The following is a 24818-nucleotide window of genomic DNA, read 5'->3' as shown; positions in this document are numbered from 1 at the left end:
CTTTTGGGGCTTTTTCAAGAGAGGGTTGCCGGCAAGGGGAGCCATATGCGGGCAATGGAGTCCAACCAGATTGACATGCTGGCCTCAATTCCGGGTGTGCGGGTATTGAGGCTGGTTACGCCATATGAAAAAAACAATGGGAGGCGCCGCGCTCCGCGGCGCATTGGGAGTCATAGTCTGCGGGCTGGCAGGGGTGGGTACCGTCCGGTCGGAAGTGGTATCGAGGGTCACGGCCCTGCCAGATTCCGCCACGCGGGTGAACATGGGTGATGGTGGCCGCGTGCAGGTCACGCCGGCCCAGGTCACGGACGGTGTTTCATACAACGGCTTCAGCCAGTTCGATGTGGGCAAGGCTGGACTTACCTTCTTGAATGAGGGAGTCAAGGCGCGAACCATCGTGGCCGAGGTGTTTTCCGCTGTGCCCTCGCATATCACAGGAGCCATCGATGTCAATGGCCCCCGCGCCAATCTGATTTTTGCGAATCAGAACGGCATACGCGTCAATGGAGGCAGCTTCGTCAATTTCGGCAGCGTTGCCCTGACCACGGGCGCCGTGACGCTGCGCGATCAATTGCAGCCTTCGGGCTATGTCCAGCGGCTGGTGGATGTCCATACGAAGCAAGGCGAGATCGTGATTGGCGAGCAGGGGGTCACCGGCAATCTGATCCGTCTGGAGATGATTGCCAAGAGCATTGCCCTGCAGGGTGCCGTCACCAACGAGTTCTCGTCATCAAGCGCCCTGGTCCGCATGGTGGCCGGGGAATCCACGGCCCAGTTCGATACGGCGGCGTCGCCAACGGACAACTTGACGCCATGGGTCTACTACGAGGGCGGGAAGGCGCGCAGCACCGCATTGGCGGTGGACCTGAATGCGGATTCCAAGGTCACCTCCGGGCGTATCGAGATTCTGGTGACCGACCAGGGCGCCGGTGTGCGCAACCAGGGGCAGATGGTGGCCTCGGCCGGGGATTTCCGGTTGACCAGCACGGGACAGCTGGAACAGATCGGCGGCAAGGTGCAGGCCCAGGGACAGGTGGACATACGTTCCCAGGAAATCGTGCTCAGCTCGCGTGGGGAAGAAAGCAGCCTGCTGGTGGCGGGCAGCCGCGTCCGGCTCCAGGCCGACGGATCCATCCGCAACCTGGGTGGCGAGATATCCGGCCAGCAGGGCGTCGGCGACGCAGAGGATGCCCATGCCGTCGTGCTCAAGGCCGGCGGCGACATAGAGCACCGGACGCCCGTCGGGGCCGGCAAAACCGCGCTGATTTTCGGCAAGGAAGGCTCCGTGTTCCTGGACAGTGGGCGGGGCCTGGACTCCGTCAACGCGCGCATTGTCTCCAACAGCGATCTGTTCATCCGAGGTGCTGCGGATGTGCGCAATGAAAGCGTGCACATTGCGGGGGCAGGCCAGAGCGACTGGCAGTCGCACAGCGTCTTCAAGCGCAGAAAAGGCTACAGCGTGGACATGGGCGAGCTGGCCGATCCTGCCAACCAGGCCTACTGGGTGGCGCAAGGCAATGTGAAGGTCACGGCGCGCAACTTCTCCAACCTGGGCGGCCATGTGTTCTCCAATCAGGGCGGCATCAAGATAGAGGCGCAAGAGAGCGTCGTGACCAAGGCGCACAGCATTGGCGGATTCGAATACCGGCAAAGCTGCTTCCTGTTCGTCTGCAGGCGCACAGCCTCCTCCAACGAGGCGCTGGTGGGCGGGCAGATCATGGGCGCCGAATCGGTCGATATACGTGCTGGCGGGAAGATCCTCAACGATGCCGGCCAGGTCTACGCAGGCAAGGGCATGACCCTGGAGGCTCCCGAGATCATTGCGCGAGGGCGCCCCGTGCATACCGTAATCCTGCGCGACAAGGGTCTCAAGGCCCTGTTCGGCGACACCTGGGCCAGGATCTATGCCACGGACCAGGGCGGCAGCTACACCGTCCAGCAAGGACGGCTGGTTCTCAAGGGGCTCGCATACCAGGACGGCGGGGTGTTGCAAGCCTCCGAAGGCGTGGACGGCGCCATCGAGGTGATTCGCAAGCCTTCCCGCGATGCGGTGCGCATCGAGGACCACCTCGGCATCTTCTGGTGGTGAACCGCATGAGCCACTGGATCTCCGCTGCGGGCATCTGCGCGCTGGCCCTCAGCCCGATGCTCGTCCATGCACAGCCTGTGTCTGCGCGCGACCCCAACGACCAGATCATCCGCGAACAGCAGGAAAAACTGCGCGAGGAAATGCTGCGCCGCTCCGCACCCGCCAGCATTGAATTCGAGCAACCCGCTGCCGCAGCCGCAGGCATGGAAGACCGATTCCCCGAAGGCCTGCAGCCCCAGGGACCGGCCTTTCCCATTCATACCATCAGGCAAGATGGCATGGCGTTGCTGCCGGAGGCTGTCTTTGCCAGGGTCACCGCGCCCTTTGTCGGCCGCTCGATCGGGGTCGAACACATCAACGTGCTGCTGGAGCGGGTCAACCGGGCCCTGATCGCTGCGGGCTACACCACCTCGCGTGCCTACGTGGGCAACCAGAGCCTGCAGGAGGGCGTGCTGTCCCTCACCATCGTGCCGGGCCGCATCGAGCAATTGCTGTTCAACGGCACCCCCGTCGGTCCCGGCGACGATCAGGCGCTGGGCGTGCATCTGGCCCTTGCCATGAAGCAGGGCGATGTGCTGCGCCTGCGCGACATCGAGCAGTCGGTGGACCAGTTCAACCGCCTCAGGCGCAACAACGTGCAGGTGCAGATCCGCCCGGGCACGCAGCCGGGCGGCTCCATCGTCGAGTTCGTCAATCAGGCGGGCCAGGCCGCGCGCTACAACTTCTCGCTGGACAACCAGGGTGCGGCCGCCACCGGCCGCCTTCGTGTGCAGCTGGGCCTGGACGCCGGCAATGTGCTGGGCCTGATGGAGTCGCTGGGCGCCGGCCTGACCACCAGCACGGAAACCAACGCCCTGTATGGCACCTTCTCCATGCCCCTGGGCTATGCCACGCTGTCGGCAATGGCTTCCGTCTCGGAGTACCAGAACCTCATCGGCGACACCGCGCTGGTCCACGGCACATCGAAGACCTACACGCTGTCGCTGAGCCGCCTGCTGCAGCGCGACCAGAACAGCAAGACGGCCATGGACCTGAGCTTCTCGCACCGCAAGTCCGAGCGTTCCGTCAACAACATCTCGCTCAGCCCGCAGACCCAGGCCGTGCTGCGCCTGGGCATCAACCGCCTCACGCGCTTTCAGGCCGGACAGGGACTGGGCCAGTGGACAGTGGATGCGGGCATCTCGCGCGGCATGCCCTGGCTGGACACCAACCGCGACCCGGCCGACCTGCCCCGGGAGGCCGCCCGCTACCGATTCACCAAGCTGGAGCTGTCGGCATCGGTGGAGCGACCGTTGGGCAGCCTCCTGACCTGGCGCTCGCGTGCGTTGGGCCAATGGAGCCGGCATCCGTTGTACTCGTCCGAGCAGATCTTCGCCGGAGGCGTGGGCAGCGTGCGCGGATTTCCCGAATCGGCCGTTGGCGGCGACAAGGGCATGGTCTGGCGCAATGAGTGGGCGTTGCAGCGGCCGCCCCAGATCCTGGGCCGGCAGATCCGCTACGAGCCTTACCTGTTTGTGGATGCGGCGCGGCTGTCCACCGTTGCAGACAGCCGCTCACATGCCCTGGCCAGCGCGGGAGGCGGGCTGCGCATCGCCTTCGCGGGCGGCTTCGCCGAGCTGATCGCGGGCAAGCCATTGCGCACACCCAGTGAAATGCCCAAGCCCGGCTGGCGTGTCAATGCCAGCCTGGCCTACCAGTTCTAGCGCTGTACCGCCCGCACAGGCGCACCGGCAGCAAGACAGCAGCAACACAGAGACAGACAAGACAGAGAAATGAAGAGGGAGCCCAGCATGCATGCACCGACCATGAGCCAGCACAACCAACAGTCCTCCCCTGTGCCCGAGGAACCGAGAACCGCGCACCGCGCCCCTCGGTGGGCCCGGCGCACAGCGGCGTTCATGGCCGCTGTTTTCTGGCTGACTCAACTGCAACTGGTCATGGTTGGCACCGCGCAGGCCCAGCCGCAGCCGCCGGCCGGGGCCATCGCAGGCCCATTCGGCGGGCCCATTGCCGACCCGCGCGCGCCGATGGCCTTCCAGCCGGGCATCCAGTCGCTGCCGGGTGGTGGTTCCCTGGTCAACATCACGGCGCCCAATGCGGCCGGAACCTCGCTCAACCAGTACGAGCGCTTCGATGTGCCAACGTCCGGTGTCGTTCTCAACAACAGCCTCATCGGTGGCACGCCGTTGCTGGGCGGCACGGCGGCTGCCAATCCCAATCTGTCTGGCGGGCGCGCGGCCAACACCATCGTCAACGAGGTCACCGTCACCGGAACACCCGGCCAGATGCGGGGCACGGTGGAGGTTTTCGGCGCGCCCGCCACCGTCATCATCGCCAACCCCAACGGCATCACCTGCGATGGTTGCGGCGTGGTCAACACGCCCCGGCTCACCCTGAGCACGGGCCGGCCCACCTGGCTGGATGCCGGGGGGCTGGGCAGCACGTTCCAGGATGCAAAAAAACAGGGCTTCGACGTGACCGGTGGCCGCATCGAAGTGCGCGGCTCGGGCATCGAAGGCACGGTGGGACAGCTGGACCTGATCGGCGAGATGCTGAGCATCGACGCTCCCCTGCGCGCCCACTACCTGAACCAGGACATCTCCAGCATCAACCTGACGGCAGGCAAGACGCCTGCCATGCCGGGCTCCGCGCGTGCCGCTTCCGAATCGCCGCAGTCCCCGCAGACCCCGGCTCCAGCGCAGTCGGGCCGGGCCCTGGCCATCGATGCCACGGCCCTCGGTGCCATGACCGCAGGCCAGATCCGTGTCATCTCCACCGATGCCGGCATGGGCGTCAACCTGCAGGGCCCGCTTCTGGCCTACCAGCGCGACGTGGAGATCCAGAGCGCCGGCCGCGTCAGCACGGGTTCCCTGGCATCGGCACGGGACATCCGCATCGACAGCGATGGCTATGTCAGCGTTGCTGGAGAAGTCTCTGCGGGCAAGCAACTGCAGGTCAGCGGCCGCGATGGCATGCAGTTCAACGGACCCGTTCAGGCGCAGGGCGACATCCGGCTGCAAAGCGCGCAGGGCGGCATCGCCGTGAGCGGCGATCTCGTGACCGCCGGCAGCCTGCAGGCGCGTGCGGGTGGCGACCTGCAGATGGGTTCTGGCGCAAGCACCGTGCAGGTTGCGGGCGCCACCACGCTGGGCGGCAGAAACGTCCACCAGAGCGGCAAGCTGCTGGTCGGTGGCGACCTGGCCATCGACGCGAGCGAGGGCGCATCGCTGGGCGGTGCCACCGCCGTCGCGGGCAACCTGGACATGCGGGCCGGACAGGGCGCCCTGCTGTCGGGGCAGTTGCAGGTCAACCGCAGTGCCACGGTCTCTGCCAACACCATCGACGTCACGGGGCGCAGCGTGGTGGGCGAGAACTTCCAGCTCGACGGTGTTCGGTCGGTTGACCTCATAGGCAGCGCCCACGTGGGCCAGTCGCTGAGCATGAAGGCGGGCACCGTGGGCATCAACGGTGACATCTCGGCCGGCGAGACCAATGTGGACGCCAGCAGGGTCGATCTCGGCAGCGCGGAAAAAGGCCTGTCCATCGGCGGCGACCTGAACCTGCGCGTCGGCGACTCCTTGCATGCGCGTGGCGATGTCAGTGTCACGGGCAGCGCGAATCTTTCCAGCGGGGGCGACGCCCGGTTCGACGGCGCCATCACTGCCGGGCGCGACCTGGGCCTGAGCGCAGGTGGCGACCTGACCATGGCCGGCCCGGTTACATCGGGCGGCAAGGCCAGCTTCAATGCCGCAGGCAATCTCACGGCGCACGGCGACATCCTTGCGGGCGGCGGCATCACGGGCAAGGCGGGCGGGGACATCCGCCTGGGCGGGCAGGTGGGCTCGGCCGGTTCCCAGCAATGGAGTGCGGGCGGCGACTTCTCCGCCGACAAGGGCATGGAGGCTGCGGGCCTGTCCGTCGAGGGCCGCAGTATCCGCATTGCCGGTGATGTGCTGTCGCAAGGCGCCGTCAACATGACGGCAGGCCAGAAGCTCCAGCTGGGAGGCGACTTGCGCTCGGCAGGCAGCACCACCCTGAGCGCCGGCGCCGAAGGCATCACCGCCAAGTCCATCCTCACCAACGAAGACCTCGACATCCGCAGCCAGGGCAACATCTCCCTGGAGCAGGCGCAGGCCGCGCGCGATGTGCGCCTGGAATCCTCGGCGGGCAGCATTGCAACGGGCAACCTGCTGGCCGGGCGCGATGCCGGCGTGACTGCGGCGGGCAATGTGCTCGTCGATGGAACACTGCATGCCGGGCGCGATGCGCGCATTGCCGCCAAGGGTGATACCACCGTGCGCGGCGATGCCTATGCCGGGCGCGACGTGGTGCTGTCAGGCAGCTCCATCAGCCTGGACAAGGGCCTGCAGGCTGGCGGCGATCTGCGCCTGGAAGCGGGTGACGGCGGCATTGCCAGCCGGGGCCAGCTGGTCGCCAACCGGGGCATCACCGCCCTGTCCGCAGGCCAGATCGACGTCCAGGGGCCCGTGCTTTCCGGCGAGAACCTGCAACTGCGCGCAGGCCGTGACATCACGGTGGCGGGCGACATCGCGGCCATGGGCACCATGGACATCCGGTCGGCACAGGCCCTCAAGGCCGAACGCCTGCAGGCCGGCGCCGATCTTGACGTTGCGGCCGCATCCGTCCACACCCGCAGCGTCCTGGCGCAGGGCCAGGCCACGCTGCGCGCCGACGATGCCCTGCGCATCCAGGGCGACCTGATGGGCGCCGGCATCGACGCCGCGGCGCGCACGGGCGCCATCACCATCAGCGGCACGATCGCCACGCCGGGGGCGCTGAGCCTCAAGGCCGGCACCGATGCCGAGGCCGGCAAGGTGGTGGCCGGCACGGCCGACGGCCAGGCTGCAGTGATCGACGCGGGCGGCAACATCCGCCTGCAAAGCCTGGAGACCGGCGGCGCCTACCAGGCCCGTGCGGGAGGCAGCCACGAGGTGGCAGGCGCGGCCACCGTCCAGGGACCGGCCGACATCGCCGCTGGCGCGGACATCACCGTGGGTGCAGATGCAGCCTTCGGCCAGGGCCTGGCCGCGAATGCCGGCGGACGCATTGCCGTGGCCGGCGACACCCTGGTGCTGGGCGATGCACGCCTGCAAAGCGGTGCGGGCCAAAGCTACGGCGAGACTTCGGGCGGCAAGGCGGGCGGGCAGATGCGCGTCACCGGCAGGCTCGATGCCAGCGCCGGCCAGGGCTTCGCCGTGGGCAAGGAGCTGCGCGTCAACGACGGCATGGACATCGAGGCCAAGGCCGGTGCCATCGACGTGGGCGGCGGCCTCGCCACGCTGGGCGATGCGCGCCTGCAGGGCTCGGACGGCGTGCGCGTGGGCGGCGACCTGCAACTGCGCAAGGGTGAGCTTGCCAGCTCCGGCGGCGCCATCGCCATCGCAGGCAAGGTCTCTGCCGAACAGGACCTGGGACTGAAGTCCCGGGGTGACATTGCCATTGGCGGTGCCACCGTCGCGCAAGGCCGGCTCACCGCCCGCAGCGAGGCTGGCAGCATCGGCTTTGGCGGCAACCTCGACGTGGCCGGCGACTTCGACGCCCATGCGGCGCAGAACCTGGGCTTTGAAGGCAACAGCCTCTTCCTGGGCGAGGCCCGGCTCAAGGCGGACAACGGTGCCATCCGCAACCGGGGCGACATGACCTTCGCCAAGGCGGTGGACATCGACACCGGCGGCGATCTCTCCAACGAAGGCCTGATCCAGTCGCAGCAGGACATCTCCATCCGTGCGCGCAACATCGACAGCAACCTGGCCAGAGCCGGCGGCATCGTCACACCGGGCCAACTCACCGTCCAGGCCGGGGGCGCCACGCGCCTGGGCAGCCAGGGCAAACTCAGTGCCGGGCAGGACATGGCGCTGCAGGCGGCAGGCGGCACCAGCAGCCAGGGCACCATCCAGGCGGGCGGCAAGCTCACCCACACCGGCACCCTGTCGAGCAGCGGCAGCGTCGTGGCCGACGACATCACCATCAACGGCGCGCTGGGCAACCAGGGCGGCAGCGTCTATGCCCAGGGCAGCCTGGGCGTCTCGGGCAGCACCAGCAACAGCGGCAACATTGCCGCCAGCACCATCACCATGGCCGCCGTGGACAACAGCGGCCAGATCGGTGCGCAGGGCATCTCCCTGGGCGCCACCGGCAACTCGGGCAGCATCTCCGGCTCCAGCGTGGGCATAGATGGCAGCCTGAGCAACAGCGGCAGCATAGGCGCCAGCGGCTCGCTCGGCGTCTATGGCGGCTCCATCTCCAACAGCGGCTCCCTGGCGGGCGGCGACGTCACCCTCAGCGGCAGCAGCATAGGCAACGATGGACAGATCCAGTCCTCGGGCTCCCTCAGCATCTCGGGCGGCAGCTTCGACAACGGGCTGACCGAATCGCGCGGCTGTGTCTCGGCCAGCGGCTGCGGCGCGGGCTCCGCCCCCGAAGACTGGCGCTACAGCCAGGACCCGGGCACCGTGCATGCGGGCGGTGCGCTCACCGTCAACGTCGGCAGCATGACCAACAAGGGCGTGGTCAGCGCAGGCAGCAGCGTCAATATCCAGGGCAGCCTCAACAACACGCGCAGCGTCAACGACCCCTACACTTCCGCAGGCGCCAGTGGTGGCGCCAGCACCGGCATCATCTCGGCCGGTGGCGACCTCACCATCTCGGGCCCCTCCGTGCAGAACGCGGGCGGGCAGATGCAGGCAGGCGGCGCCGTCAACATCACCTCGACCGGTGCCTTCAGCAATGGCGCCCCTGCCGAAGGGGTGACCGGCCAGATCCAGGGCAGCAGCGTCACCATCAACGCCGCCAGCATCGACAACCAGGGCACGCTGCTGGCCAAGAGCGGCGATGCGAAGCTCACCGCCAGCTCCGGCGGCATTGCCAACACCGGCACGGTGGCCGCCAGCGGCGGCCTGCAACTGCAGGCCAGCGGCGCGGTCAGCAACGGCGACGGTGCCAACCTGCTGGGCCAGGACATCCGCATCAAGGGCTCGGGTTTCAGCAACCAGGGCACGGTCTATGGCCAGGGCGGCGCGCCCGGCGAGATCGACATCAACACCACGGGCGGCTTCAGCAACAGCGGCGGCACCCTTGTCGCGGGCGGAAAGCTCAACATCCAGTCCGGCGGCTACAGCAACAGCGGCGGCACCGTGGGCAGCCTGGGCGACGTCACCCTCACCATGGCCGGCGCCTATGGAGCCACCGGCAACGAACTGCTGGCCCTGGGCCACCTTCAGCTCAACGTGGGCGGCATCAACGTGGGCGCCTCGGAAAGCTGGTCCTATGGCGGCAACTCCGTGGCCTGGACCGGCACCCTGCGCAACCAGGGCAGCGTTGCCATCGCCGGCAGCGCCAGCGGCTCCATCCACAACGAAGCCACGGGCACCCGCAGCGGCAGTGGCGAGCCCGATGTGCGCGACGGCACCTACGAGGTGCCCGACTACCCGGCCGCGCTGGCCGACCTCAAGGACGTGCGCGTCGTCGGCTACACCGACGTGGCGCAGCGCGCGCAGCTGTACATCGGCGGCGGCTTCGACGGCTCCCTGGTCAATGAGGCCTCGGATGCCAGCGTGGGTGGCGGCAGCATCGAGCAGCGCAAGAAGAACCAGACCATCACCTGGGAGGGCAAGAACGCCGACGGGGACATCGTCACCGTCGAAGGCCTGGCCCGCAGCGTGCCGCGCCTGAACACCGGCAGCGGCAGCTCCACCATCACTCTGGTCGGGCCCGATACCGGCACCATCGTCGGCGATGCCATCACCGTCAATGGCGGCACCATCACCGTACGGCCCGGCATTGATCCCGCCACGGGCCTGCCCCTGGTCGTGGAAGCCCGCAACCGCGAGGTCAAGCCCGGTGACGTGGCCAAGGGCCCCGACGGCCAAGCCGTCAAGGGCGACGTCAAGACCGGCGATGCCGACAAGGCCGACGCACCCAAGGAATTCAAGGTCCTGGGCGGCGACCCCGGCAGCATCGGCGCCGGCGACACCAAGGGCCAGGGCAGCGACATCAATGGCCCGGGCGACGAAGGCCTGCCGCCCCGGACCTCCAGGCCGCTGGACCTCTCGCGCCCTGAACTGGCCACGCCAGAAGGCGGCGTGGCCGCCCTGCTGGGCGGCGGCAAGAGCGTGGCCTGGCCCGACTGGAAGCAGATGCAGATCGTGCCGGGCGGCATCAGCGCCAATGATCTGGAACTCAACCTCAACGGCCAGTTCATCAACCGGGGCCAGCTCGAAGTCACCAACAACCTGGCCATACGCGCCGCCGAAGGCATAGACAACTTCGGCGCCAGCATCCGTGCGGGCGGCTACACCAGCCTCAGCGGCGGCGGCCTCGACAACCGGGACGGCAAGATAGAGACCGGCACCCTGCTGACCTCCCTCAAGGGCGACATCGACAACAGCCGCGGCAGCATCGTCGCGCATGACGGCGGCTACCTGCAGGCCAGCGGCAATATCGCCGCCACCGATGGCCGCTTCGTCAGCGACGCGGGCAAGACCGTGCTGGACGCGGGCGGCAACATCGACCTGGTCGCCAGCAAGGTCGAGGGCAAGAAGGGCGCGGGCCTGTATGCCGACGGCGACATCCGCCTGGGCGCCACCGCCAAGGCCGAAAGCACGCACACCAAAGAGGACCAGATCCTCATCGCCCAGCACTACGACGCGGACAACAACCTCACCAACCCCGAGATCCGCATCAAGATCGGCGAAACCCAGCGGCGCACCGACACCCTGACCCACACCGGCACCACCATCGATGGCGGCGAAGGCGGTGTCACGCTGCGGGCCAAGGGCGACGTGGTGGCCCTGGGCTCGCACATAAAGGCCGGTGAGGACGTTCTGGTGCAAGGCGCCAGCGTGCGCGTCGAAGCCCTGGTGGACAAGTCCAGCAGCCTGGAGGAAGAGCACCGCAAGAACTACGACCATGCGCTGTTCCAGCGCAGCGAATCCCTGTCGGGCGGAGAAATCGAGGCAGGCCGCAACCTGAGCATCGTGGCGAACGGCAAGGCCGACGCAGGCAAGGGCGACATCACCCTCAAGGGCGCCACCGTCACCGCCAAGGGCGACGCCAGCCTCATCGCCAGCCGCGACGTCAACCTGCAGGACAAGCAGACCGAACACGGCCGCTTCGAGGAAACCTACAGCAAGAAAAGCGGCTTCCTGAGCAAGAAGAGCACGCACACCGTGGAGGAAGGCGCCAGCAGCCTCAGCGAAGGCAGCGTGCTCAGTGCCAACAACATCTACCTGCAGGCCGGGCGCGACATCAGTGTGACCGGCTCGCACGTGGTGGGCCAGGGCGACGTGGGCCTGGTGGCCGGGCGCGACGTGCAACTGCTGGCGGGCCAGGACAGCGCCGCCGCCACCAGCCACAGCCAGACCAAGAAATCGGGCCTGTTCAGCGGCGGCGGCTTCGGCATCACGCTGGGCTCCAAGTCCGTCACCATCGACCGCAGCAACGAAAGCGTGCGCGCGGCCGGCTCCAGCGTGCAGGCGCAGGGCGGCAACGCCTCCATCGTGGCCGGCAACCAGTACCGCCAGACGGGCTCGGCCGTGCTGGCGCAGGGTGATGTGAACATCGTCGGCAAGAGCGTTGAGATCAACGAGGCGCGCGAGCTCGAGCGCGACAAGTTCGAGATGCGGGCCAAACAGAGCGGGCTGAGCGTCAGCATCAGCAACCCCGTGGTCAATGTCGTGCAAGGCGGCGAGACGGTCGCCCGCATTGCCGGGGCGACCGGCAAGACCAGCGATGCCCGGATGCAGGCCCTGGGTGCGGCCGCTGCCGGCATGGCGGCCTATGAAACCTATGGCAAGGCCAGCCAGCTCATCGCAGACCCCAGCAGTGCCACCAGCGTAGGCATCAGCCTCAGCCTGGGCAAAAGCTCCAGCCGCAGCACCAGCGAATACCAGGTCAACAGCGCCGTAGGCTCCCTGGTCAAGGCCGACGGCAACGTCAGCATCACGGCCACCCAGGGTGACGTCCATGTGCGCGGCAGCAGCGTGGAAGCCGCCAAGGACGTACGCCTGGCTGCGGACAAGGGCAACATCGTCCTGGAAGCGGCAGAAAACCGCTTTGCCGAGCAAAACAGCCAAAGCAGCAGCTCGGCCAGCGTGGGCGTGGCCTTCACCCTGGGCAGCAAGAACGGCTTCAGCGTCAATGTGGGGCTCAGCCAGGGCAAGGGCAGTGGCAGCGGTGAAAGCCTCAGCCACACCAACACCCACATCAAGGCAGGTGGCACGGCCAGCGTGCAAAGCGGCGGCGACACCACGCTCAAGGGCGCCACCATCGTGGCCGACACGGTCAAGGCCGACATAGGCGGCAACCTCGCCATCGAAAGCCTGCAGGACAAGAGCACCTACAACGAGAAAAGCAGCAGCGCAGGCCTCAACGTCAGCCTGTGCGTGCCTCCCCTGTGCTACGGCCCCTCCAGCGTGGGCGGCAGCGCCGGGCGCACGCGCATCGACAGCGACTACCAGAGCGTGGTCGAGCAAAGCGGCATCCGCGCTGGCGACGGTGGCTTTGACGTCAAGGTCAAGGGCGACACCACGCTCAAGGGCGGCGCCATCACCAGCACCCAGGTGGCGATGGACGACGGCAAGAACCGCTTTGAAACCGGCGGCAAGCTGACCACCAGCGACATTGAAAACCACGCGGCCTATGACGCCAGCGGCTGGAGCGCAGGCGGCAGCGTGGGCTTCCAGGCAGGCGACCAGAGCACAGCCAAGACGGAAGAACAAAAAAAGGCCGCACTCGACACAGGCAAGGGCCTGACGGGCGGCAGTGCCGGCGTGGGCAGCGACAGCGGCAATGCCAGCAGCACCACCAAGGCAGGCATCAGCGGCGTGGCGGGTGACAGCGGTGCGCGCACGGGGGACAAGGAGACGGGCCTCAAGCCCATCTTCGACAAGGACAAGGTGCGCGAGAGCGTCAGTGCGCAGATTGAGATCACGCGGGAGTTTGGTTCACGTGCGAGCAAGGCGGTGGGGGACTTTGCCGACAGCAAGCTCAAGGAGGCGATGGCCAACGGTGATGAGGCGGAAATCGAGAAATGGAAAGAAGGTGGGGCTGGCCGAGTCGCGCTGCACGCATTGGTTGGTGCGGCGGGCGGTGGATTGGCAGGAGCTGCCGGCGCGGGTCTGAGCCAGGTGGCTGTCGCGCATCTGGACGAAACCTTGAAGGAGTTGGGCGTTGACGAAGGTGCGCGAAACACCCTGGTTGCCGTGGCTGGAACGGCCGTGGGGGTCGTGGCCGGTGGAGCAGCAGGGGCAGCGGCTTCGACCAATGCCACGCTGAACAACTTCCTCAACCACAAGGAGCTCACGGAACGGGCCAACAGCGAGAGCGCCTGCCAGAAGGGCGACAAGGCAGCGTGCGGCCGTGTGAGCGAGCTGGACAAGCTCTCCGCCGAGCGCAATGAGGTCATCCGTGATGGCTTGGCCCCAGCGACGGTGGATCAGAACCTGGTGATTCAAGAAGACCTTGGCAAAGTCGTGACGGGGCTTGCCGAGCACAAGGATCAGCTATATCAGCAACTGGGAGCGACTACTGATCCCCAGCGCAGAGCTGACCTGATGGCGCAGATCAACGCAGCAGACAACAATATCAAGCAGTTGGCTGTGCTGGGTCAGGATAATTTGCTGTACTTGTATGGCAAAACCGATGATCCAAAGTATTGGAGTGCGTACAAGCAACTGCAGGCGGCATCAAACGGAAATGAGTTTGCTGATGTTCTGATGAGCGGTACCGCCCTTATCGGAAAATTGAGAAGAACATCTGTTACCAACGGAACGGAAGGTACTGGAAATCTAGGAGGAAATGGGCAGGCTCGTAATCCTTTACTGGACGATGCACTTCCAAGAAATGGAGATCGGGCAGTATATGGTCAAGGTGAAGGAACTGTGACATGTGGGCATAACTCATGTGGTATGGTTTTGGATACCATGGGGAAGCCGGTTGATATTGATTCTGTTATCAAGGCGCATCCCCCCAAGGCCGATGGAATTGTTCCAGATGAGGTCGCTAAAATTCTTAAATCAAAAGGAGTCGAAGCAGTTTCTTTGAGAGGTAGAGATTCGGATGATTTGTCGCGGTATACCAATAATGGTACTCCGGTAATAGTGCGAATGGAGGACAAGTCTACTGGATTTTCACATTTCGTGGTAGTTGATGGGGTGACAACTACTAGTGCTGGAGCGAGAGTGGTTGCTATCAGAGATCCGATGTCAAATGGGAAGCAATATTTCAGTCCCATTGAGACTTTTAATAGATATTTTTCTGGAGATGTCGTTGTTTCGAGAAATAAGAGGTGAAATATGAAGCTATGTATTAAATTTGAGAAAAATGGTTGGTTTGAGTATTTTATTAAAAATAAAAATATTCCTTGCATTTGTAAAATAAAAGGCAATGATTTTTCTGTGGAATTTTTATCTCCATTACCTGAGGCAGTAGGTACTGTGAAAGATTTCTCTAAAGAGGAAATAAATCTTAGGGCTCCATCATATGGAGGTGGGGTACATACACATAATTCTTTTGCGGAGATTAGTTTGATAGAGGTATCGCAAGATATTTATGAAATATCTGATCTTAGATTTTTTTATCAAACATCTGGATGGCACCAAATATTGGAGAATTTTTCTTTAGTGGAGGTTGTTGATGAGGATTTGCCAGATTGGGTCAAAGATTTGGATAAAGGCAAGATTTGATTTAATTTGCTTTGAGTAAATTCGAATTAATCTCATGAAAGACGACCGTTCTTTTTTGATCCTATGTCTTTCCGTTGCGCTGGCCGGTTGCGCCATCGAACCTCGCCGCAACTACACGCCACAGCCCAAAGACGCCACATTGCATTTCCGTTCTACCGGTATGCCCATGTCGGCAGGCTTTTCCATCAGCTCCGCCAGCACGGCGTGCGAAGGCTTTGAATTCGCAGGATCGGTGCGCGATGGAGGCGAGGGCGTGCTGCTGCCCTGGATTGCAGCGTTGAGCAACAAACTCAGCGGCGTTCCCACTGTGCGAGAGGCTGCGGTGCCCGCAGATGCGCCAGTGCAGGTCAAAGGCTTTTCCTCCTGGCAAGACCAGTACAGCAGAGGTTCCTGTGGGCCGGTAACCAAGCGGTTCACTCCCACTGCCGATGGCGTCTACCGTGTGGATTTTGTCTGGGCTGGCATGCGCAAGTGCGGGTTGCGTATTGTGGATATCAGCAGGCCTGATGAGCCAAGGGAAGTACCCGGCGCGCCGCTGATCTGTCCTCGTCCGCCGGGGCTGTAGTTCATACGGTGTTCATAAGCCTTCTTCATTCCATTGTTGTAAATGGTGTGACTACTAAAGGTGCCAGGCAAAAGGTGGTGGAAATACTGGATCAGTTGTCTTCTGGATGGCAATATTTTAGCCAGATTTGTAGCTTTAATAAAATATTGTCTGGCGATTTTATTGCTGCTAGAAAAGAGTGGAGTTAAATGATTTTAAATATTGAATTTGAGGAAAATTTCTTCATGGAAAGTATTATTAAGAATAAATTTATTCCATGTGTTTGTAGGGTGAAAGGGCTTAATTTTACCGTGGAATTCTCCCGGCCGTTGAAAATGATGGCTACAGGATATATCCCAAATTTTAATCTGCAAGATATATGCGATAGATATTCTGCGGCTGCAGGTGGAGAGTATACTCACTATTGTTTTGGTGAGATTAGTTTGAATTATTTATCTGATAGTTCATTTGAGGTAATTGATCTGAAATTCTTCGATGAAATCTATGGCTGGATAAATATTATTGAGAATTCGGTGTTGGCTGAGAAATTTAAAGAAGAGGATAGATATTATCCTGATTGGGCTAGAGAGCTGGATAAAGATAGGAAATGATTATTGTGTAAATATTTTGGATCGCAGTAAATACTAAAGAATTTTTTTGATGAAAATTCTCCAGTATTTAATGCAGATCTAGATAAATATTGGATTTGGTGTGTCAAAGACGTCCAGACCACTTGGCGGTGCGGAGCGATATTTTCCAGTACCAGGGCCATCGTTTGCTAACAGAAGTCATTCTTGGCGGAAGTGGTCGTTAATCCGGTAATTGCTGTGTAATAATTTGGATTAAATGATAAATTAATGGAGGGTTTATGTTTTTCTGGAAAATAAAAGATCTCAAGAATGCTTTAATTCATCGCGAGCTATCAGAAAAACAGGTATTTATTTATATCCTGATTTTCGTGCTGCTGAGCATTGTTGCGATGGAGATTACTCGCTATCTTCATCCTGATCGAGTGGGATTTTGGGACTATGTAGACTCTTTTTTGAGTATTTCTATTGTCCTTTGTGGAACTGTTTTTTCTTACCGTGCCAATGGAGGGTCGTCTGGTGTGGATTTTTCTGCAAGATTCTTTAGTATCAGCCTTGTGGTAACTCTTAGGCACATGTTTTTTCTGATTCCCATTGCATTGATTTTCTATGCGTATACTACTTATTCATACATTAAAGGAATGGGGATAAATGCAGGGCAGGTGGTGATGACAGGAGGGGTTGAGGTTGTTTTGCTTGGAATCTGGTGTATTAATATATACCAGTCCATTGTCAAAAATATCAGCGACGTGTCTAGAGCTTGAAGTGATCTGAAAATGGGAGTGTTGATCGATGTTTGATTTAGATATTCTTGTGCCTATCGCTTTGGGTGTTTTGTATTATTCGTGGTTCCATGGGTTTCATGTAGCTTCGGAATATATGGATATCGTCCACAATTCTTCGGGCTGGAAATGCGTGTTGGTCGGTGTGATGGCTGGATTATTGCCGGGAGCCATTGTGCTTTGTATTTTTCTCTTGATTAGTTCAAAAGGAGATTCTGGCTTCCTGGCATTTGTAGTTCTCTCATGTATCTGGTTTTATTTGAGAGCGGCAATGCTCACGGCCACCAAGAAAAGTAGTGCTTCACCAAACGAGTGACTTGCGTAATGTTGGTGTGGGAGTTCGGGGAGACTGCATAACGAGCTTCGTTTGCTGCGGGCCTGTGTATCTGAGGTTTCAGCCTGAAGCAGGCAGGCGCTACCGCGTGCAGTTCGAGCAGGAGGACCGGGTCTGCGATGCCCGCGTGCTGGACGTGACCGCTGCCGGTAGTACCGCCGAGGCGGCCATGCTCGCCGGTGTTGCTTACAGCCGGTGGCTGTGCATCGAGGGCTTCACGGGCATCGGCATGAACGAGGTCATCGGCTACCGCGAGTTTGCGAGTTGACCCCAAGGGCGTTGTCATGCCCTTGCCCAGATAAATCGAAAACAGTGCACACGCTTGGTATGAAGTTTGCATGCATGCCGGGTCGCTCGGTGCTGGACGGACGTCCCGAACCCCGTGGCTGCATCTGCGCGAAGTGGTGGTGGAACGGATGTAAGCTCGCGGCAAGCCTGCGGGCGGGTGCTGCCCCAGGTGAACAAGATCAACGCATTCCACGCACCACAAGGAGACATTTCATGAAGCAACCCCCTTCCAGGCAACGCCTGCCTGCATGGCAGTGGATTGGCCTTGCGGCCGCCACGCCGCTGTTCTTCGCATCGTGCGGAGGCGGCGGCAATGGCGGATTGGGCCAGGACGACTTGGCCGCCTGTGCCATCACCTCGGGCGATGGCAGCGTGGTCGTGGGCTCGGGCCTGCCCGGTGATCCGGCCGCACCCGAACCCTCGTCGGGCTACCGCCTCGGCAAGAAGGCCCTGCACACCTCCAAGTACATGGTGGTCACGGCCAACCCGCTGGCGTCCAAGGCGGGCTGCGAGGTGCTCAAGTCCGGCGGCTCGGCCGTGGATGCGGCCGTGGCCGTGCAGATGGTGCTGGGCCTGGTGGAGCCGCAGTCCAGCGGCATCGGCGGTGGCGCCTTCATGCTCTACCGCGATGCAGCCACGGGCAAGGTCGTGGCCTATGACGGCCGCGAGACCGCGCCGGCCGCCGCCACGGAAAACTACCTGCGCTACGTGGACGACACCGCCGACCAGACCGCTCCCAAGCCCTCGGCGCGCGCCAGCGGCCGCTCCATCGGCACGCCGGGCGTGGTGCGCATGCTGGAACTCGCGCACAAGGACTACGGCAAGACCGCGTGGCCCCAACTGTTCAATTCGGGCATCGACCTGGCCAGCAAGGGCTTTCCCATCAGCGGCCGCATGGCTGCGGCGCTGGACGGCTCCAAGGTGGAACTGGCGCGCGACGCCGATGCCGCCAAGCTGTACTTCGATGCCCAGGGCAAGCCGCTGGCGCTGGGCGCCAAGTTCGTCAACCAGCCCTATGCCGACACGCTGCGCAGCATCGCCAATGGCGGCGCCGACGCCTTCTACCGTGGCGACCTGGCCCAGGCCATCGTCAGCAAGGTGGGCGTGACGCAGACCGTCTCGGACGGCGCACCCATCACCCCCGGCAAGACCACGCTGCAGGATCTGGCCAGCTACGAGGCCAAGCGCCGCGAGGCCGTCTGCACCACCTACCGCGCGCGCTACATGGTCTGCAGCATGCCGCCGCCGTCGTCGGGCGGCATCGCCGTGGCACAGGCCATGGGCATTCTGGAAAACTTCGACCTCAAGGCCTATGCGCCCACGGCCATCGATGGCGAAGGCGGCAAGCCTTCGGTGATGGGCGTGCACCTGGTCAGCGAAGCCCTGCGCCTGGCCTATGCCGACCGTGACAAGTACGTGGCCGACACCGACTTCGTGCCCCTGCCCGGCGGCTCGCCGGCGCTGATGCTGGACAAGAGCTACCTGCGCCAGCGCGCCGCCCTGATCTCCACCACCAAGAGCATGGGCACGGCCCAGGCAGGCAACTTCGGCACGCCTTCGCAGGGCGTGGTCGATGTCAAGGAGGCCGGCACCACGCACATGAGCATCGTCGATGCCAAGGGCAACGCACTGAGCATGACGACCACGGTGGAGTCCAGCATGGGCTCCTTCCACGTCACGCGCGGCTTCGTGCTCAACAACCAGCTGACCGACTTCGCGGCCATCCCCAGCACCACCGACGGACCGGTCGCCAACCGCGTGCAGCCGGGCAAGCGTCCGCGCAGCTCCATGGCGCCAACGCTGGTGTTCGACCTGAAGACCGACGGCACCGCCGGCGACTTCAAGATGGCCACCGGCTCGCCGGGCGGCAGCACCATCATCCAGTACGTGACCAAGACCCTGGTCGGCGCGCTGGACTGGGGTCTGGATGCCCAGCAGGCCACGTCGCTGGTGGACTTCGGCGCGGCCAACAGCCCGACCACCAACGTGGGCGGCGAGCACCCCAACATCAACACGGCCAATGGCGGCAACGACGATCCGCTGGTCAGCGGCCTGCGTGCCCTGGGCCATGTGGTGTCCATCAGTGCGCAGTCCAGCGGCATCGGCACCATCTTGCGGGTGCAGCGCAATGGGCAGGCGCAGCTTGAAGGTGGGGCTGATCCGCGCCGTGAAGGGCTTGTTCTGGGCGATACCGTTCGCTGATTTCGGTCTGATGATTGGCTGAGGAAGGCGCTGCTGGCAGGGATGCTGGTGGCGCTTTTCTTTTATGGGGTCCATAGCCTGCCCCCCGGCAGGGACAAAAAAACATCCCTGAATGGCAGCCGCTCTGAAGGCATACGCCCCGTAGCTGTCACGTCAAAGACATGCCCCAATCACCGCGATGCGCACAAAAAGCAGCCCACAAACTCTGCAAACCAAGTAACCACGTCACCCTCCGCTATAGAGTTCCACTCCCCGCACCCACGCTGCGCGTTTTCCCCACAAGCCCCAACGCTACGGGCTTGCCCGAATCCATGGTTGGCATGCATCCATCTAAATTGAACAGCAGCAAGTTCGATGGTCGTGAGCCTCTGAGGAAGATGGAAATGCAAAGACGAGTGTTTGGCGCATGGATGTGCGCATCGGTCCTGATGACGGGCGCAGCATGGGCGCAGGACAGCTATCCCAGCCGCCCCATCAGCCTGGTCGTGCCCTACGGCGCGGGCGGCGTGACCGACGTGGTGGCGCGTGCGCTGGCCCAGGGCATGGGCAAGCAGCTGGGGCAGACCGTGGTGATCGAGAACAAGCCCGGCGCAGGCGCGTCCATGGGCGTGATGGAGATGCGCACGGCCAAGCCCGATGGCTACCGCCTGACGCTGGCGCCCGTGAGCATCTTCCGCCAGCCCCACATCCAGAAGGTGCAGTACGACCCGGTGCGCGATCTCAGCTACATCGCCACGTACATGACCTATGACTTCGTGCTGGCCGTGCCCCAGGACTCGCCGTTCAAGACGGTGCAGGATCTGGTCGAGTTCGCCAAGAAGAATCCGGGCGCCGTGGACTACGGCACGCCGGGCAAGTTCACGGCCAACCACGTGGTGATGGCGCTGCTGGAGCAGGCCACGGGCGCACGCTTCACGCATGCGCCCTTCAAGGGCGATGCCGAGGCGCTGAACTCGTTGATGGCCGGCCACATCAAATCCGGCGTATACGCCAACACGGTGCTGCCGTACCTGAGCTCGGGCAAGCTGCGCGCGCTGGCCTCGGCCTCCGAGGTGCGGCCCGAGGCCTTTGCCAACGTGCCCACGTTCCGCGAGGCCGGTTATGCCTTCGATGTGCCCTCGCCCCTGGGCATCGCCGGGCCGCGCGGCCTGCCGCCCGAGATCGTGCGCAAGCTCGAAGCCGCCATCAAGGCCGCCATGGACGACCCGGCCTTCCGCCAGGTCGTCGGCAACTACGGCGTGCGCACGCAGTTCCGCGGCAGCCAGGAGTACACGGCGTTCGCCAGGAAGGCGTTCGAGGACGAGAAGAAGATCGTGCAGAACATAGGCCTGGAGGATTGAGGCCGCTACGCGGGCGGCAGCCCGGCCATGGCCCGCAGGTCCACCAGCCGGTCGTACTCGGCCGCCGTAACCAGCCCCAGCTCCACGGCCGCCTCGCGCGGCGCAATGCCGCGCGCCATGGCCTCGCGCGTGATGCGTGCCACGGCGTCATAGCCCAGCACCGGGTTGAGCGCGGTGGCCTGCAGCAGCGAGTGGCTGACCTGCTGCTCCAGCCGCTCGGTGTGTGCCTGCAGGCCTGCCACCAGCTTCTCGGCAAACACGCGGCTGACGTCGCCCAGCGCGCGCATGGCACGCAGCAGGTGGTGGATCAGCACGGGCTTGGCCACGTTGAGCTCGAAGTGCCCGGCCGAGCCCGCCAGCGTGACGGTGAGGTGGTGGCCCATGGCCTGGTAGGCGGCCTGCACCACGACCTCGGCCACGGTCGGGTTGCGCTTGCCCGGCATGATGGAGGAGCTCAGCCCATCGTCGGGAAACACCAGCTCCCCCAGGCCGCAGCGCGGGCCTGAACCCAGCAGGCGGATGTCATTGGCCATCTTGGCCAGCGAACCGGCCACCACGTTGAGCGCGCCCGAGACCTCGATGAGCGCATCGTGCGCGGCCATGCCTTCGAACTTGCAGGGATTGGGCGTGACCGCCAGGCCCGTGAGCGCCTGTATCTCCTCGCAGAAGACCCGGTCGAATCCGGCCGGCGCGTTGAGCCCCGTGCCTGCCGCCGTGCCGCCCTGGGCCAGGCTCCACAGCCGGGGCTGGGTGGCCTGCAGCCGGTGGATGCCGTGGCCCACCTGGTGGGCGAATGTCTCGAAGCTCTGGCCCAGCGTCATGGGCACGGCGTCCATCAGGTGCGTGCGCGCCACCTTGAGCACGCCGGCAAAGGCCAGGGCGCGTTCCTGCAGGCGCTGCTGCAGCTGTTCCAGGGCGGGCAGCAGGTGGTCGCGCAGCTCCAGCGCCGTGGCCAGGTGCATCACCGTGGGAAAGCTGTCGTTGGACGACTGCGATGCATTGGCATGGTCGTTGGGGTGGACCGGGCTGCGCGTGCCCGGGGGCTGGCCCAGCATCTGGTTGGCGCGGTTGGCGATGACCTCGTTGGCATTCATGTTGGTCTGCGTGCCCGAGCCCGTCTGCCAGATGGTCAGCGGGAAATGCGCGTCCAGCAGGCCGTCGCGCAGTTCGGTGGCCGCGGCCTCGATGGCCGCGCCGCGCTCGTCGTCCAGCACGCCCAGGCGCCGGTTGGCACGCGCTGCCGCCAGCTTCTGCAGCCCGAATGCGCGGTACAGGCCCTGCGGAAAGCGCTCCTCGCCAATGGTGAACAGCTCCAGCGCGCGCTGGGTCTGCGCGCCCCAGAGTCGGTCGGCAGGGATGTGGACGGGGCCGAAGGCATCGTGCTCGATGCGGGTATGAGCTTGGGTCGGTGCCTGGGCCTGGGTGCGTGTCTGGTCCATGGGCTCAGTCCAGCGAGATCCTCGCGTCGGCCGCCACCTTGCGCCAGCGCTCCACCTCGGCGGCCGTGTGGCGGGCCAGGGCTTCGGGGGCGTATTGATCTGCGGGCAGCAGGCGTATGCCCTGGGCGGCCATCCTGTCGGTCCAGGCCTTGTCGGCCAGCGCCTTGGTATAGGCCTGGTAGACCTTTTGCACCACGTCACGCGGCGTGCCCTTGGGCGCGTAGATGCCGTACCAGGTGGCGGTCTCGAAGCCCGGCAGCAGCTTCTGGCCCAGCGCTGCCGCGCCCGGGAACTGGGGCATGGGCTTGTCCGAGGTGAGCGCGATGGCGCGGATGCGCTCGCCCGCCAGCTGGGGCAGGGCGGTGTTGGTCTGGTCGAACATGGCATCGACCTGGCCCGAGATCACATCGGTCATGGCCGGCGCCGCGCCCTTGTAGGCCACCTGGGTGATCTCCATCTGCGCGCGGCTGGCGAACAGCGCCGCCACCAGGTGCGAGGTCGATCCCACGCCCGCGTTGCCGAAGTTCAGCCGGCCCGGGTTCTGCTTGCCGAAGGCCACCAGCTCCTCGGCCGTCTTGTACGGGGAGTTCTTGCCCACCAGCAGCACCAGCGGCGTGTCGGGGAAGCGGAACACCGCCTCGAAGTCCTTGACCGGGTCATAGGCCAGCTTCTTGTACAGCGACGGCGCCGCGCCCATGTAGCCCATGTGGCCGACCAGGAAGCTGTAGCCGTCGGGCGCCGAGCGCGCCGCCTTGGCCGCGCCGATGGTGCCGCCCGCGCCCGGAACGTTCTCGATGATGATCTGCTGGCCCAGCTGGGTGCTGGTGCGCTGGGCGATGTCGCGCGCCATGGCGTCCGTGGGGCCGCCGGCCGCGAAGGGCACGATCCAGGTCAGCGGCTTGGCGGGGTAGCCGCCCTGGGCGTGCGCGGCCAGGGCGAAGGTGGTGGCGGCCAGGGCAAGGGCCAGGCGTGGCAGGCGGGGAAGATGGAAAGGCATGGTGTTGTCTCCTGTAGTGCTGTGTTCTGTCCTGGGCCGGGGTGTCAGCGGCCGCTGGCTGTATGGGCGCGCGACAGCGCAAGGGCGCGGTCCACCATCTGCGGGGCCTCGCCCAGGTAGTTGCGCGGGTCGGTGAGGCGCTGCAGCGCCGCGCGGTCGAAATGGGCCGTGACTTCGGGCAGGCGGGCCAGCGCATCGGCCAGCGTGCCGCCCTCGGCGTTGACGCTGCGGCAGGCGGCATAGACGATGTCGTGCGCCTGCTGGCGGCCCGTGTGCGGGGCCAGGCCCATCATCACGGCCTCGGCCACGATCAGGCCGTCGGTCATGTCCAGGTTGCGGGCCATGCGTTCGGGATCGACGATGAGGCCGCCCAGCATGAAGCGCGCCTGGTGCAGGGCGCCGGCCGAGAGCACGAAGCTCTCGGGCAGGGCCACCCATTCGGCGTGCCAGGGGCCGGTGGCGCGCTCCAGGTCCTGGACCATGGCGTCCAGCATCAGGCCCGCATGCTGGCGCACGGCCTTGGAGGCGGCCAGCATCAGCTCGCTGGAGATGGCGTTGCGCTTTTGCGGCATGGTGCTGCTGGCGCCGCGCCCCGTGACGAAGGGCTCGAACACCTCGCCGAACTCGGTGGAGGACAGCAGGATCACGTCGTAGGCGATCTTGCCCAGCGAGCCGGTGACCAGTGCCAGGAAATTCACGGCCTCGGCCAGGCCGTCGCGCGCCACATGCCAGGTGGTGGCGGGCACGCCCAGGCCCAGTTCTTCCATGAGCAATTGCTGCACTTCCAGGCCCCGGCCGCTCAGTGAGGCCAGCGTGCCTGCCGCCCCCGCGAACTGGCCCACCAGCACGCGCGGGCGCAGTTCCTGCAGGCGCTGGGCATGGCGGTCGAACATGGCCAGCCAGATGGCGGCCTTGTAGCCAAAGGTGATGGGCAAAGCGTGCTGCAGGTGCGTGCGGCCGGCCATGGGCGTGTCGCGGTGGCGTTCTGCCAGGTCGGCCAGGATGGTGCGCAGCGCGGCGATGTCGGCATCGACCAGGTCCAGCGCATCGCGCACCTGCAGCACGGTGGCCGTGTCCATGATGTCCTGGGTGGTGGCGCCCCAGTGGATGTAGCGGCCTGCGTCGCCGCACTGTTTCACCAGCTGGTGCACCAGCGGCAGGATGGGGTAGCCGACAATGTCGGTTTCCTTGCGCAGCAGCTCGAAGTCCAGCGCGTCGAGGCTGCAGCGCTGCGCGATCTCGTGTGCGGCCTCGGCCGGAATCACGCCGCAGCGGCCCTGGGCGCGCGCCAGCGCGACCTCGACCTCGATGTAGCGCGACACCAGCGCGCTGTCGGCGAAGATGGCGCGCATGGCCGGGGTGCCGAAGGCGTCGCGGAACAGCAGCGAATCGATGGCGGTGCTGGAGGTGAAGGACGGAAGGGTCATGGTGCGCAATTGCGATTAAGTTCGGACATATCGATATTTTTATTTATGTACGTACATTACGAACATCCGGGTTTGCCTGGGGTGA

The 24818-nt window shown here is 64.1% G+C and carries 14 protein-coding genes; 11 read left to right on the top strand and 3 right to left on the bottom strand.

All coding sequences use genetic code 11. The features are described 5' to 3' along the window. Positions 1 to 262 precede the first annotated feature (262 nt). The 11 genes from IAE24_RS10200 (at position 263) to IAE24_RS10150 (ending at position 20870) form a co-directional block, all read left to right on the top strand. Positions 263 to 2089, top strand: a complete 1827-nt coding sequence (locus IAE24_RS10200; RefSeq protein ID WP_199960751.1) for a filamentous hemagglutinin N-terminal domain-containing protein — start codon at positions 263 to 265, stop codon at positions 2087 to 2089. A 5-nt stretch (positions 2090 to 2094) separates the two neighbouring features. Further along, on the top strand, positions 2095 to 3792 hold the full coding sequence (locus IAE24_RS10195) for a ShlB/FhaC/HecB family hemolysin secretion/activation protein (RefSeq protein WP_199960750.1): 1698 nt from the start codon (positions 2095 to 2097) through the stop codon (positions 3790 to 3792). A 234-nt stretch (positions 3793 to 4026) separates the two neighbouring features. Next, positions 4027 to 14400: a hemagglutinin repeat-containing protein gene (locus IAE24_RS10190; protein WP_199960749.1), complete on the top strand. Its 10374-nt coding sequence runs from the start codon at positions 4027 to 4029 to the stop codon at positions 14398 to 14400. A 3-nt stretch (positions 14401 to 14403) separates the two neighbouring features. Next, positions 14404 to 14793 (top strand): hypothetical protein, encoded by a 390-nt coding sequence (locus tag IAE24_RS10185; protein ID WP_199960748.1) that lies wholly within the window; start codon positions 14404 to 14406, stop codon positions 14791 to 14793. Between the two features lie 34 nt (positions 14794 to 14827). After that, on the top strand, positions 14828 to 15358 hold the full coding sequence (locus IAE24_RS10180) for a hypothetical protein (protein WP_199960746.1): 531 nt from the start codon (positions 14828 to 14830) through the stop codon (positions 15356 to 15358). A gap of 188 nt (positions 15359 to 15546) precedes the next feature. After that, complete coding sequence (locus IAE24_RS10175) at positions 15547 to 15948, top strand: hypothetical protein (protein ID WP_199960745.1); 402 nt, start codon at positions 15547 to 15549, stop codon at positions 15946 to 15948. 257 nt (positions 15949 to 16205) lie between these two features. Beyond that, positions 16206 to 16688 carry a hypothetical protein gene (locus tag IAE24_RS10170; protein ID WP_199960743.1) on the top strand — a complete coding sequence of 161 codons (483 nt, stop codon included), beginning with the start codon at positions 16206 to 16208 and terminating at the stop codon, positions 16686 to 16688. 28 nt (positions 16689 to 16716) lie between these two features. Further along, positions 16717 to 17022 (top strand): hypothetical protein, encoded by a 306-nt coding sequence (locus IAE24_RS10165; RefSeq protein WP_155294176.1) that lies wholly within the window; start codon positions 16717 to 16719, stop codon positions 17020 to 17022. A gap of 64 nt (positions 17023 to 17086) precedes the next feature. Further along, positions 17087 to 17308, top strand: a complete 222-nt coding sequence (locus IAE24_RS10160) for a hypothetical protein (protein WP_199960741.1) — start codon at positions 17087 to 17089, stop codon at positions 17306 to 17308. Between the two features lie 233 nt (positions 17309 to 17541). Next, entirely contained in the window at positions 17542 to 19530 is a 1989-nt protein-coding gene (ggt, locus tag IAE24_RS10155) for a gamma-glutamyltransferase (RefSeq protein ID WP_199960740.1), read from the top strand. Positions 19531 to 19913: 383 nt separating this feature from the next. Beyond that, positions 19914 to 20870 carry a tripartite tricarboxylate transporter substrate binding protein gene (locus tag IAE24_RS10150; RefSeq protein ID WP_012203366.1) on the top strand — a complete coding sequence of 319 codons (957 nt, stop codon included), beginning with the start codon at positions 19914 to 19916 and terminating at the stop codon, positions 20868 to 20870. A gap of 5 nt (positions 20871 to 20875) precedes the next feature. Here the strand turns inward: IAE24_RS10150 and IAE24_RS10145 are convergent, their stop codons facing one another. From IAE24_RS10145 to pcaB, 3 genes are read right to left on the bottom strand one after another with little or no spacing between them, the layout of a single operon-like run. Beyond that, positions 20876 to 22309 carry a class II fumarate hydratase gene (locus IAE24_RS10145; protein WP_199960739.1) on the bottom strand — a complete coding sequence of 478 codons (1434 nt, stop codon included), beginning with the start codon at positions 22307 to 22309 and terminating at the stop codon, positions 20876 to 20878. 4 nt (positions 22310 to 22313) lie between these two features. Beyond that, on the bottom strand, positions 22314 to 23306 hold the full coding sequence (locus tag IAE24_RS10140) for a tripartite tricarboxylate transporter substrate-binding protein (protein ID WP_099752211.1): 993 nt from the start codon (positions 23304 to 23306) through the stop codon (positions 22314 to 22316). 44 nt (positions 23307 to 23350) lie between these two features. Beyond that, positions 23351 to 24733: a 3-carboxy-cis,cis-muconate cycloisomerase gene (gene pcaB, locus IAE24_RS10135; RefSeq protein WP_199960737.1), complete on the bottom strand. Its 1383-nt coding sequence runs from the start codon at positions 24731 to 24733 to the stop codon at positions 23351 to 23353. Positions 24734 to 24818 lie beyond the last annotated feature (85 nt).

This window comes from Delftia sp. S65, from assembly GCF_016516495.1.
Lineage (GTDB): Bacteria > Pseudomonadota > Gammaproteobacteria > Burkholderiales > Burkholderiaceae_C > Comamonas > Comamonas acidovorans.
The sequence above is the reverse complement of the archived record's forward strand: the minus strand, read 5'-3'. Positions and strand labels throughout refer to the sequence as shown.

Coding starts and splice junctions, on each gene's coding strand:
- IAE24_RS10175 (WP_199960745.1), top strand. CDS start 15,547: ATGATTTTAAATATTGAATTTGAGGAAAATTTCTTCATGGAAAGTATT.
- IAE24_RS10145 (WP_199960739.1), bottom strand. CDS start 22,309: ATGGACCAGACACGCACCCAGGCCCAGGCACCGACCCAAGCTCATACC.
- IAE24_RS10195 (WP_199960750.1), top strand. CDS start 2,095: ATGAGCCACTGGATCTCCGCTGCGGGCATCTGCGCGCTGGCCCTCAGC.
- IAE24_RS10150 (WP_012203366.1), top strand. CDS start 19,914: ATGCAAAGACGAGTGTTTGGCGCATGGATGTGCGCATCGGTCCTGATG.
- IAE24_RS10200 (WP_199960751.1), top strand. CDS start 263: ATGGGTGATGGTGGCCGCGTGCAGGTCACGCCGGCCCAGGTCACGGAC.
- IAE24_RS10165 (WP_155294176.1), top strand. CDS start 16,717: ATGTTTGATTTAGATATTCTTGTGCCTATCGCTTTGGGTGTTTTGTAT.
- ggt (WP_199960740.1), top strand. CDS start 17,542: ATGAAGCAACCCCCTTCCAGGCAACGCCTGCCTGCATGGCAGTGGATT.
- IAE24_RS10180 (WP_199960746.1), top strand. CDS start 14,828: ATGAAAGACGACCGTTCTTTTTTGATCCTATGTCTTTCCGTTGCGCTG.
- IAE24_RS10185 (WP_199960748.1), top strand. CDS start 14,404: ATGAAGCTATGTATTAAATTTGAGAAAAATGGTTGGTTTGAGTATTTT.
- IAE24_RS10140 (WP_099752211.1), bottom strand. CDS start 23,306: ATGCCTTTCCATCTTCCCCGCCTGCCACGCCTGGCCCTTGCCCTGGCC.
- IAE24_RS10170 (WP_199960743.1), top strand. CDS start 16,206: ATGTTTTTCTGGAAAATAAAAGATCTCAAGAATGCTTTAATTCATCGC.
- pcaB (WP_199960737.1), bottom strand. CDS start 24,733: ATGACCCTTCCGTCCTTCACCTCCAGCACCGCCATCGATTCGCTGCTG.
- IAE24_RS10190 (WP_199960749.1), top strand. CDS start 4,027: ATGGTTGGCACCGCGCAGGCCCAGCCGCAGCCGCCGGCCGGGGCCATC.